This window comes from Streptosporangiales bacterium, assembly GCA_009379825.1.
Classification (GTDB): Bacteria; Actinomycetota; Actinomycetes; order Streptosporangiales; family WHST01; genus WHST01.
Window position 1 is genome coordinate 19,395 of the sequence record WHTA01000067.1, and the last position, 11,220, is coordinate 30,614.

The 11,220-nt window shown below is 73.8% G+C and carries 8 protein-coding genes; 5 read left to right on the top strand and 3 right to left on the bottom strand.

All coding sequences use genetic code 11. From position 1 onward, the window contains the following. Positions 1 to 42: 42 nt before the first annotated feature. On the bottom strand, positions 43 to 870 hold the full coding sequence (locus tag GEV07_24215; GenBank protein ID MQA05688.1) for an rRNA methyltransferase: 828 nt from the start codon (positions 868 to 870) through the stop codon (positions 43 to 45). Then, entirely contained in the window at positions 867 to 1,652 is a 786-nt protein-coding gene (locus GEV07_24220; GenBank protein ID MQA05689.1) for an isocitrate lyase/phosphoenolpyruvate mutase family protein, read from the bottom strand. The genes GEV07_24215 and GEV07_24220 overlap by 4 nt, the downstream gene beginning before the upstream one ends. Before the next feature lie 29 nt (positions 1,653 to 1,681). Between GEV07_24220 and GEV07_24225 the strand changes: the two genes are divergently transcribed. From GEV07_24225 to GEV07_24245, 5 genes are all read left to right on the top strand, one after another. Further along, positions 1,682 to 3,436 (top strand): ATP-binding protein, encoded by a 1,755-nt coding sequence (locus GEV07_24225; protein MQA05690.1) that lies wholly within the window; start codon positions 1,682 to 1,684, stop codon positions 3,434 to 3,436. Between the two features lie 19 nt (positions 3,437 to 3,455). Further along, positions 3,456 to 4,604 (top strand): exonuclease subunit SbcD, encoded by a 1,149-nt coding sequence (gene sbcD, locus GEV07_24230; GenBank protein ID MQA05691.1) that lies wholly within the window; start codon positions 3,456 to 3,458, stop codon positions 4,602 to 4,604. A gap of 84 nt (positions 4,605 to 4,688) precedes the next feature. Next, entirely contained in the window at positions 4,689 to 7,136 is a 2,448-nt protein-coding gene (locus GEV07_24235) for an AAA family ATPase (protein MQA05692.1), read from the top strand. Further along, positions 7,136 to 8,101 carry a hypothetical protein gene (locus GEV07_24240; GenBank protein MQA05693.1) on the top strand — a complete coding sequence of 322 codons (966 nt, stop codon included), beginning with the start codon at positions 7,136 to 7,138 and terminating at the stop codon, positions 8,099 to 8,101. Before GEV07_24235 ends, GEV07_24240 begins: the two co-directional genes overlap by 1 nt. Positions 8,102 to 8,113: 12 nt before the next feature. Beyond that, positions 8,114 to 9,319 (top strand): MFS transporter, encoded by a 1,206-nt coding sequence (locus GEV07_24245; GenBank protein MQA05694.1) that lies wholly within the window; start codon positions 8,114 to 8,116, stop codon positions 9,317 to 9,319. Between the two features lie 9 nt (positions 9,320 to 9,328). Here the strand turns inward: GEV07_24245 and GEV07_24250 are convergent, their stop codons facing one another. Then, positions 9,329 to 10,954 carry an ATP-binding cassette domain-containing protein gene (locus tag GEV07_24250; protein ID MQA05695.1) on the bottom strand — a complete coding sequence of 542 codons (1,626 nt, stop codon included), beginning with the start codon at positions 10,952 to 10,954 and terminating at the stop codon, positions 9,329 to 9,331. Positions 10,955 to 11,220 lie beyond the last annotated feature (266 nt).

Genomic DNA, 11,220 nt, shown 5'->3' on the forward strand with positions numbered 1-11,220 from the left:
AGCCGCGGACGCTTCGGGGGTGGTATGCGGGCATCGCTTCGGCTACGGCGTGGCGTCACCGGCACCCCCGTTGGCCACCGACAACGCGTAGCACGCCGCCGCCGCGGCGGCCGCGACGTTCAGCGAGTCGACCGCGGAGCTGATCGGGATCCTCGCCCGGACGTCCGCGCTCTCCAGCCAGCGCCGGCTCAGGCCGTCGCCCTCCGCGCCAAGCACGAGCGCGACCCGGTCGGGCAGGTCGACACCGGCGAGGTCGACGGCGCCCGCGTCCGGTGTGAGCGCGACCGACCGCAGCCCGGCGGAACGTACGGTGTCGAGCGCCTGGTACCAGTCACCGAACCGTGCCCACCCGAGCGCGAGCACCGCCCCCATGGAGACCTTCAGCGCGCGCCGGTACAGCGGGTCCGCACAGCGTGGGCTGAGCAGCACGGCGTCGAACCCGAACGCGGCAGCGGTACGGAAGACCGCCCCGACGTTGGCGTGGTCGACCACGTCCTCGAGCACCACCGCGCGCCGCGCGCCGGCGAGCAGCTCCGCCGGCTCCAGCGCCGCCGGGCGCCACATGGCCGCCAGCGGCCCACGGTGCACCCGGTAGCCGGTCACCTGTTCGAGCACCGCCTCGGGCGCGACGTACACCGGCGCATCGAAGCCGGCGAGCACGGCGGCCAGCCGCGGCAGCCAGCGCGAGGCGACGAGCAGCGACCGCGGCCGGCAGCCGGCGGCCAGCGCCCGCCGGATCACCTTGTCGCCCTCGGCCATGAACAGGCCGGCCGCCGGCTCGTGACGCTGCCGCAGCTCGGCGTCGGTGAGGCCGACGTAGTCCGCCAGCCGTGGGTCGGCGGCGTCGGCGATGTCGACCGGCTCGGTCACCGGAACGGGGACCCACCGGCGGCGACCTCGGCGAGCATCGCCGCGAGGTGTGCCTGGCTGGCGCGGTAGAGCCCGGGACCGTACGAGATGCGCGCCACGCCCAGCTCGGCCAGCTCCTGCAGCCCGGGCGCCTGCGGCCTGGCCAGCACGTTCACCGGTCCGTCGACCCCGGCCACCAGGCAGCCGATATCCGCCGGGTCGTCGGCGAGGATCGGGTACACGCAGTCCGCGCCGGCCGCCAGGTAGGCGCGGCAGCGGCTGACCGCCTCCTCGACCGGGTCGTCGAAGGTGCCGGCCGGCTGCAGGAAGACGTCCGTGCGCGCGTTCACCACCAGCGGCACTCCAGCGGTCGACGCCGCCGCGCGAACCTCGCGCAGCCAGCCGGCCTGCGCCTCCACGTCGGCGAGCCCGCCCGCCGCGTGCGCGGTGTCCTCCAGGTTGCAGCCGACGGCGCCCGCCGCGAGCAGCGCGTCGACGAGCTCGCCGGCCGGCAGCCCGTACCCCGCCTCGGCGTCGACGGTCACCGGCAGCGGCACCGCCGCGGCGATCCTGGCTGCTGCGGCGAACATCTCCGCCGGTGGCGCGGCCTCGTGGTCGGCGTAGCCGAGCGCTTCGGCGACCGCCGCGCTGCCGGTGGCGACCACGGGGAACCCGGCCGCCGCGACGGCCTGCCCACCCGCCGCGTCCCAGACGTTCGGCAGCACCAGCGGGTCGCCGGGCACGTGCAACGCGCGCAACCTGTCCGCCCGCTCGGCGAGTCCTGTGGTCGCCCTGTCGGTCATCGTCCGGCCTCCGCCTATCGTGGGTGTCCATGACACCAGCCTCCAGCGACCCGGGCACACCCACCGGCGGCGAGCCGGTCGGCCGGGTGCTCGGCAACGCCGACGCGACTCCACTCACCTTCTGGGTAGCCGTGCGTTCCGGAGGCTACCTGCAGCTCGACGACGTGGTGGTGACGGAGCGGGACCTGCCCGGCCGCGACCCGGTGCAGATCGCCGGCGTGGTCACCGCCGTACGGGCCAGGCACGAGGGCGCGCAGTTCGACTCCGACGTGTTCCTGGTGTCCGACGGCATGCTGCCCGCCGAGGTGCAGGAGGCCGCCGAGGTGAACGTCACCAGGGTGGAGCCCGAGGTCTACGTGCCGCCGCGGCCTGGCGCCGTCGTCCGCAGGGCGGTCCAGGAGACCCGCGACCGCGCGCTCTACTTCGACAAAATGGACCGCAAGGTCGCGCTCGGCGCCGGCCGCGACGGCGAGCCGGTCTACCTCGACCTGGACTTCCTCGACGGCACCCGCGGCGGCCACGTCTCGATCTCCGGTGTGTCCGGCGTGGCCACGAAGACGTCGTTCGCGACCTGGCTGCTCTACTCGGTGCTGCGCGGCGGCGCGCTCGGCAACGCGCACAACGCGAAGGCGCTGATCTTCTCGGTCAAGGGCGAGGACCTGCTGCTGCTCGACCACCCGAACACCCGCATCGACGACGAGCAGCGCGCCAGGTACGGGTCGCTCGGGCTGCCGGCCGAGGCGTTCGGCTCGGTCAGCGTGCTCGCTCCCCCGCTGCGCGGCGACCCGACCGGCAGGCCGGACGTGTCGTGCCGCGACACCGGGGTGGACGCGTTCTACTGGACGCTCGCGGAGTTCTGCGCGCAGGGCCTGCTGCCGTACGCCTTCGCCGACGTCGAGGACGAGCGCCAGCAGTACACGATGGTGGTGCACCAGGTCGCCGCGCGGCTGCAGCGCGAGACGAAGGCCACCGACGACGGCGCGGTGCACGTCGACGGCGAGCTGATGCGTACGTACGCCGACCTGGTGGAGTTCGTACAGGGCAAGCTGCTCGACGACAGCACCCGGGCCGACTGGGCCGGTGCGGCCACCACCATGGGCACGGTGAACGCGTTCCTGCGCCGGCTGCTGGCCAGCAGGCGCGCACTCGACCGGCTGGTGCGCTCGGACATCACCGGCCGCCGCCCGCACGGCGTCACCAGCAGCGACGCCCAGGTCACCGTCGTCGACCTGCACAGCCTGCCGGACGCCGCGCAGCGCTTCGTGGTCGGCGTGACGCTGCAGCAGCTCTTCGACGCCAAGGAGAGCGGCAGCACCGGGCGCGCGCTCCAGTTCGTCGTGCTCGACGAGCTGAACAAGTACGCGCCGCGCGAGGGCAGCAGCCCGATCAAGGAGGTGCTGCTCGACATCGCCGAGCGCGGCCGCAGCCTCGGCGTAATCCTGGTCGGCGCGCAGCAGACGGCGTCCGAGGTGGAGCGCAGGATCATCGCGAACTCGTCGATCCGGGTGGTCGGCCGGCTGGACGCCGCCGAGTCGGCCAGGCCGGAGTACGCGTTCCTGCCGCCTGCGCAGCGCGCCCGTGCCGTGCTGGCCAAGCCGGGCACCATGTTCGTCGCCCAGCCGGAGATCCCGGTGCCGCTGGCGATCGAGTTCCCGTTCCCCGCCTGGGCCACCCGGCCGGCGGAGGCCGGCGCGGCACCGCCGAGCGCCCAGCGGTCGAAGACGCAGGCCGTCGACCCGTTCGCCACCGTCGCGGGCGACACCGACGACGACATCCCGTTCTGAGTTCTGACTGGAGGCGACCGTGCGGATCCTGCACACCGCGGACTGGCACGTCGGCAAGGTGCTCAAGGGCCGCGGCCGGATCGAGGAGCACGCCCGCGTGCTGCGCGAGGTCATCGACGTCGCCGAACGCGAGCAGCCGGACCTGGTGATCGTCGCCGGCGACCTGTACGACACCGCGGCGCCGCCCGTGGACGCCACCCGGCTGGTCACCCGGGCACTCAGCGCGCTGCGTAACACGGGCGCCGAGGTCGTAGTGGTGACCGGCAACCACGACAACGGCGCGCACCTGGAGGCGCTGCGGCCGTGGGCGGAGGCCGCCGGCATCCGGCTGTTCGGGCAGGTCGCGACGCGTCCTGAGCTGCATCTCGTCGAGGCCGCCACGAGCACCGGGGAACGCTGGCAGCTGGTGGCGCTGCCGTTCCTCTCGCAACGGCACGCGGTACGTGCGGCTGAGATGTTCGACCTCACCACCACCGAGGCGACGCAGACCTACGCAGACTGGGTGCGCCGGCTGGTGGCGCGGCTGACCGAGTCGTTCGACGGCTCTGGCATGGTCAACCTGGTCGCCAGCCACCTCACCGTGGCCGGCGGGGTGTTGGGCGGCGGCGAGCGCGACGCCCACACCATCTTCCCGTACCACGTGCCGGCGTCGGTCTTCCCCGGTTCCTGCCACTACGTGGCTCTGGGTCACCTACACCGGCAGCAGGAGGTCACCGGGGCCTGCCCGATCAGGTACTCGGGCAGCCCGCTGCTCGTCGACTTCGGCGAGGAGGCGAACCAGCCCGCGGTGCTGCTCGTGGACGTCGCCGCGGACACCCCGGCACGGGTCACGCCGGTGCCCATCACGTCCGGGCGCACGCTACGAACCGTCCGCGGCACGCTGGCCGAGCTGGCGGAGCTGGCCACCGGCGACGGCGAGGCGTGGCTGCGGGTGTTCGTCAGCGAACGGCCGCGTGCCGGCCTGCGCGAGGAGGTGCAGGAGCTGCTGCCGCACGCGCTCGAGGTACGGATCGACCCGGAGTTCGCGGCGGCCGGCGAGGAGCAACCCCGTGCCGTTCGTACGGGTCGGTCGCCGCAGCAGCTGTTCGCCGCCTACCTGGAGGAGCGCGGCCACGACGACAGCGCCGTCGAGGACCTCTTCGCCCAGCTCTATGACGACGTCTCCTGACCACCGGCGCTGCAACCGGAGGCTGTCGGGCTGCTCGGCTAGCCTGCTGAGTGCCCCGATTCCTCGACCGATGCGGAGGTGAGCATGCGTCCCCTGCGGCTCGACGTGGCGGGCTTCACCGTCTTCCGCGAGCCCACGGTGGTCGACTTCACCGACGTGGACTTCTTCGTGCTGGTGGGGCCGACGGGCGCGGGCAAGTCGACGCTGCTCGACGCCATCTGCTTCGCGCTCTACGGCAGCGTGCCGCGGTGGGCGGACCAGCGCGGCGTCGCGAGCGCGCTCGCGCCGTCGAGCGCGCAGGCGAAGGTGCGGCTGGTGTTCGAGGTGGCCGGCACGACGTACGTCGCCACCCGGGTGGTCAGCCGCGACGGCAAGGGCAAGGTGAAGACCTCGCTGGCCGGGCTGCAGCGGCTGCCCGAGTCGTTCACCCTCGCGGACCTCGACGACGAGACCAGCACCGACACCGTGCTCGGTGAGGTGCTCGCGGGCACGCCCAAGGAGATGGACGCCGCGGTGCCGCAGGTCATCGGGCTGCCGTACGAGCACTTCGTCACCTGTGTAGTGCTCCCCCAGGGCGAGTTCGCGCAGTTCCTCCATGCCAAGCCGAGCGAGCGCGGGAACATCCTGGTCAACCTGCTCGGCCTGCACGTCTACCGCAAGATCGCCGAGCGCGCCGGCGAGCTGGCCCGCGACTCCGCCGCCAGGGCGGACGCGGCGGAGAAGCTGCTCGCGTCGCTCGGCACGGTCGACGACCAGGCCGTCGACGCGGCCGCGACCCGGGCGGACGCCCTGCGCGCGCTCCGTACCACGATCGACGCGGAGATCCCCGCGCTCACCGCGGCGAACGAGGCGGCCGAGGCGGTCAAGCAGCGGCTCACCGAGCTGGACGCGGCCGGCCGCACCCTCGCTGGCGTCCAGGTCCCGGCCGAGGTGGCCGACGTCAGCGCGCGGATCACCGCGGCCGTCGCGGCGGCGACGGGGGCGGAGCAGGAGCTCGCCGCGGCCGAGACGGCCGAGGACGGGGCCCGCACCGCGGCCGAGGCCACCGCGGAACCCGGCGAGCTGCGGCAGCTGCTCGCGGCGCACGACCGGCTGGTCGAGCTCACCGCCGGGCGCGAGCAACACGCGAAGGCGGTGACCGACGCCGAGCGCCGGCTGGCCGAGGCACAGCAGCAGCGGCAGGTCGCCGCCGACCGGCTGCAGGTCGCGGAGCTCGGCCTCACCGAGGCGCAACGGGCCGAGCTGGTCGGCGCACTCCGGCCGCAGCTCAGCGTCGGCGCGCACTGCCCGGTGTGCGCGCAGGAGGTGCACGCGCTGCCCGACCCCGTCGACGCCACCACGTTGCGCGCGGCGGAGAAGACGCTGGCGGAGGCACGCACAGCGAGCACGGCGGCGGACCAGGCGGTGCGGGAGGCGGAGCGCGACCTCACCACCGCCACCGCCAGGCTCACCGACCACGACGAGCGGCTCGCCGAGACCCGCGCGGCGCTCGCCGACCACGACGACCGCGCGGCGGTGGCCGCGCAACTGGCCGGCGCCGAGCGCGCCCGTACCGCGTGGCGCGACGCCGGCAACCGGGTACGCGCCGCGCGCCAGGCGTACCAGGACGCCCGCACCGAGCAGGAGCGCGCCAGGGCGTCCGCAGGTGCCGCGTGGACGCAGCTGGCGAGCACCCGCGACGCGCTCAGCGAGCACGGCCCGCCCGCGCTCGACCGCGAGGATCTCGCCACCGCCTGGTCGCAGCTGGTCACCTGGACCGGCGAGACCGCGCAGCGGCTGCGCGACCGGCGACCCACCGTCGTCGAGGAGGTCACCGCCGCCGAGGCGGCGGCCGCCGCGGTGCAGCAGCGGCTGCGGGAGCTGCTCGACGACCACGGCGTGCAGGCGCCGCAACCGCTCGACGCCGCCGCCCTGTCCGCGGCGGTCGCCGTCGCGGTGACCCAGGCGGAGAACGAGCACCAGCGGCTGACCCAACAGCTCGACCAGATCGCCACCCAGCGCGCCGACCGCGACAAGCACGCCGCACAGACCCGTGTGGCCAAGGCGCTCGCCGACCACCTGCGCGCCAACAACTTCGAGCGCTGGCTGCTGCAGGAGGCGCTCGACTCGCTCGTCGACGGCGCGTCCCGGATCCTCGCCGAGCTGTCCGGCGGCCAGTACGAGCTCGGCCACCACGACGGCGAGTTCTACGTGCTCGACCACCACGACGCCGACCTGCGCCGCGGCGTGCGCACGCTCTCCGGCGGTGAGACGTTCCAGGCGTCGCTCGCGCTGGCGCTCGCGCTCTCCGACCAGCTGGCCGGCATGTCGACCACCAGCACCGCGCTGGAGTCGATCGTGCTGGACGAGGGCTTCGGCACGCTCGACGAGGCCACCTTGGAGACCGTCGCGGCGACCCTGGAGAACCTCGCCGTGCAGGGCAACCGGATGGTCGGTGTGGTCACCCACGTGCCGGCGCTGGCCGAACGCATCCCCGTGCGGTTCCAGGTGACCAAGGACGCCCGCACCGCCTACGTGCAGCGGGCCAGCTGATGCAGGTCCACGTCGACACCTGGGACCCGTCGTACGGCACCGGCTTCGAGGCCACCGACGAAGCGGACAGCGACGCGCTGCGCGACGTGGCGGTGGAGCTGCCGGCGGAGAGCTGGCAGCCGCTGACCCCGGCGCCGGAGTGCCGTGCACCGCGCACGGTGCTGTTCGTCGACGGCGTGCGCCGGATCGACGCGAACGTCTGGCTGGTCGACGGCGACACGGTGAGCGCGGGGTTGTGTGCCTCGTACGCCGCCGGCGTGGTGCGCTGCGACCACGAGGCCCGGCTGGTGGAGCACACCGTACGCCGTGGGCTGTTCACGACCGGCGTCGTCGACGGCCTCGAGGTGGCCGGGACTTCCGGCGTACGTTACCCGCAGCACACCACCGCCAAGGACGACCCGGACGCGCTGCGGATGGCGGTGCAGGACCAGCTCGGCGCCGCCGAGGTGAGCGTCGCCGAGCTCGCCCGCACCGACGCGGCGGACGACGACGACCTGCTCGTCGTCGACGGGCCGCTGCGCGGCCGCACCCACCTGCCGCGCACGCTGGGGTATGTGAAGAGCCAGGAACGCCGGTACCTGCCGCCGGAGCTCGACCCGGTGGTCACCGCGCTGCGCCCCGGCGAGCGCACGCCGGTGTTCCTGATGGGCACCAGGTGGCAGCGGCACGCCTGGTACCTGCGGCTGCCCGGAGCGCAGGGCCCGCCGTGGGCGGGCATCGTCCGCATCGAGTGCGCGGCGGAGGTCCCCGCCGCCGACGCGGTCGCGCTGGCCGACCGGTCCGCCGTCACGTTGCCGCGGTTCGCCAGCAGCGAGCACAAGGAGCCGCGGGCACCGCAGAACCTGGTGCCGATCGCGGGCCTGGAGCGCAGGCTGCGCAGTCGGTTGGGCGACGCCAGGCTGCTCCGCCGCGGCCTGCGTGCAGCCGCCGCGGCGCCCGCTCTCGTGGACGTCGGCGCCGGCTGACAAGCTAGCTCGGTGACGGGTGGCGACGGGGATACAGCACAACTGTTGGCAACGAAAAGGCAGGCACGTACGGCGGCGATCGCGACCGCGATCGTGTTCGCGACCAACGGCGCGTTGAACGGCAGCTGGGTCACGCGGATCCCGGCGATCCGCGACCAGGTGCAGGCGAGCCCGGCGGAGCTCGGCCTCGCGCTGCTGTGCCTTGGCGGGGGCTCGCTGCTCACCATGCCGGCGACCGGCTTCCTCGTCCGGCGGTTCGGCAGCCGGGCGCTGGTGACGGTGACCGCCGTGCTGTCCGCCGTGATGTTCACCGCCGCCGGCACCGCGCCGACCATCTGGGGCGTCGGCATCGCGCTCGCGCTCGCCGGGCTGAACTGGGGCGTCTGGGACGTCGCCATGAACGTGCAGGGGCACTACGCGGAGCGTTCGCTGTCCCGCCAGCTGATGCCCAGGTTCCACGCCTCGTGGAGCGCGGGCACGATCCTCGGGTCCGCGGTCGGCGCCGTGCTCGCCCGGCACCACGTACCGGTCGGTTGGCACTTCGCCGTCGCGGGCACCGTGATGGTCGTCTGCTGCACGCTGGCCGCCAGCCGGTTCCTGCCCGACCGCGGCGTCGAGCAGGCCGGCGCGGACGAGCCGCACCTGCCCGCGTGGAAGGTGCTCGACCGGCGGTTGCTGCTGATCGGGTTGGTGACGCTGTGCGGCACCGTCGCGGAGGGCGCAGCGCAGGACTGGATACCGCTGCTGTTCACCGACGAACGCGCCGCCGACCCCGGCACCGCGGCCGCCGCGTTCACCGCGTACACGATCGCCATGACGGTGGGCAGGTTCATCGGCACCACCACCATCGAGCGGCTCGGCCGCACCTGGGCACTGCGCCTCTCCGGCGCCACAGCGGCGGTCGGCGTCGTCTGCACGCTCGCCGTCCCCGGCCTGCCCGCCGGCCTCGCCGGCGCAGCGCTGTGGGGCCTCGGCGTCTCCATCGTCTTCCCCGCCACGATGAGCGCCGCCGGCGACGGCAGCCGCCGCCCCTCGGACGCGATCGCCGCAGTCTCCACCGTCGGCTACGGCGGCTTCCTGGTCGGCCCACCCCTGGTCGGCTTCCTGGCCGACGCCTACGGCCTCGGCAACGCCCTGTGGGCAATCGCCGGGCTCGCCGTCGGTATCGTGCTGCTCGCCTTCAGCACCCGCACCCCCACCCGCCACACCGACGGCTGACCACCACCGTCAGGGGCGGCTCAGGCGGCCGCTCACCACTGCCGTCGACTCACCGGGCCAGCGGCGGCGTAGCCAGCGGTCGTGGCTGACCACCACTACCGGGCCGCGGCGGCCGGTGAGGGCCTCCTCCAGTTCCTCCACCAGCACCAGCGACAGGTGGTCGGTGGGCTCGTCGAGCAGCAGCACGTCGGGGTCGTCGACCAGCAGCTGCGCCAGCGCTAGCCGGCGCTGTTGCCCGATCGACAGCCGGCCGACCGGCGTACGCAGCTCCCGCGGATGCAACAGCCCCACGTCGAGCAGCGCCGAGATGTGTTCCTCGGGCGCGCCCGGACGACCGGCGGCGAACGTCGCCACCGCGCTGCGCTCCGGTCGGTCCCAGCGCACCTCCTGTGCAAGCAGGCCCACGTGTACGCCCTTGCGCCACATCACCGTGCCGTGCTCGGGCGCCAGGCTGCCGCACAGCACGGCGAGCAGTGTCGACTTCCCCGCCCCGTTCGGGCCGGTGACCAACAGCCGGGTGTCGTGCACGACGTCGAACACGTCGACGCTGAGCCGGCCTGGCACGACGACCTCCCGCACGGAGACCGCGATGCCCCCGCTGATCCCGTCGTCCGAGCGGGGTCGGAACCGCACCGGCTTCGGCGGTTTCTGTACCCGCTCCTCGTCGAGTGCCTTCAGCCGCTGTTCGGCGTCACGCACCCGCCGCCGCACGGTCGCGCCGACCCGCTGCCCCTTGAACTTCACGGCGAACTTGTCGTTGTCCGACGGTCCGCGGTTCGGCGCGATCTTGTGTACGGTGCCGCGGGTCAACCGCTCCAGCCGGTTGTGCTCGTCCTGCCACTGCTCGTATGCCTGCTCCCACCGCTGCCGCTCCGCGGCCTTCGCGACGAGGTAGTCGGTGTACCTCCCGCCGTACCTGGTGGCGCCGTCCCTGCCGGGGTCGAGGTCCAGGATGGACGTGCAGACAGCGTCGAGGAACGCCCGGTCGTGACTGACGGCCACGACCACCCCGGACCACTGCCCGAGCACCTCCTCCAGGTACGCCAGCGCGGCGTCGTCGAGGTGGTTGGTCGGTTCGTCGAGCAGCAGCACCTCGGGGCGCCGCACGAGCAGATCGGCCAGCGCCAGACGCGACCGCTGTCCGCCGCTCGCCTCGTCGAGCCTGCGTTCGCGCGGCAGGTCGCCGACGCCGAGGCCGGACAGCGCCGTGTCGACCCGCACCTGCGCGGTCCAGAGCTCACGCGCCTCCGCCTCCGCGAGCGCGTCCGCGTACTCGTCGGCGACGGCCGTGCTCGGCTCGGCGGCCAGTCGCACCGAGAGCTTCTCCAGCCGCAGCTCCAGCTCGCGGAGGTCGCCAAGTGCCTCCTCGACGAGGTCCGCGATGGTCGCGCTCAGCGGCAGCCGTACCTGCTGGTGTAGGTAGCCGACCGAGCCGTGCAGCGCGACCGTGCCCGCGTCGGGTTCCTCCTCGCCGGCGAGCAGCCGCAGCAGCGTGGACTTACCGGCACCGTTCTCGCCGACGACGCCGAGCCGCTCACCGGCACCTGCGGTGAGCTCCCGGAGGTCGAGCACCTGGCGGCCGCCGTACGACTTGGCCAGCCCGGACGCGACAAGCTGGGCGTGGTGTGTGGACATGCGCGAGCACCCGATTCGGTACGACCATCGAGCCCGCCGGGCCGAACGGCCACGGACGCGGGCGGGACAGTGCTCAGTTGCGCATGTGTCCGAGGATGCCAGGTCGCCGCCGTCGCTGGCAAACATCTAGTACTGCAACGGCACTTGCTTGACAGGTAGTTGATCATGGTCGGGTGGTTACCGATCTGGTGATAGATGAGCTGGATACCTTGCATGAGCGGGTCGCGGGCCGGTTCGGGCGGGCGGAGCCGCGGGCTCGGGTGCGC

Coding starts and splice junctions, on each gene's coding strand:
- GEV07_24220 (MQA05689.1), bottom strand. CDS start 1,652: ATGACCGACAGGGCGACCACAGGACTCGCCGAGCGGGCGGACAGGTTG.
- GEV07_24225 (MQA05690.1), top strand. CDS start 1,682: ATGACACCAGCCTCCAGCGACCCGGGCACACCCACCGGCGGCGAGCCG.
- GEV07_24235 (MQA05692.1), top strand. CDS start 4,689: ATGCGTCCCCTGCGGCTCGACGTGGCGGGCTTCACCGTCTTCCGCGAG.
- GEV07_24240 (MQA05693.1), top strand. CDS start 7,136: ATGCAGGTCCACGTCGACACCTGGGACCCGTCGTACGGCACCGGCTTC.
- GEV07_24250 (MQA05695.1), bottom strand. CDS start 10,954: ATGTCCACACACCACGCCCAGCTTGTCGCGTCCGGGCTGGCCAAGTCG.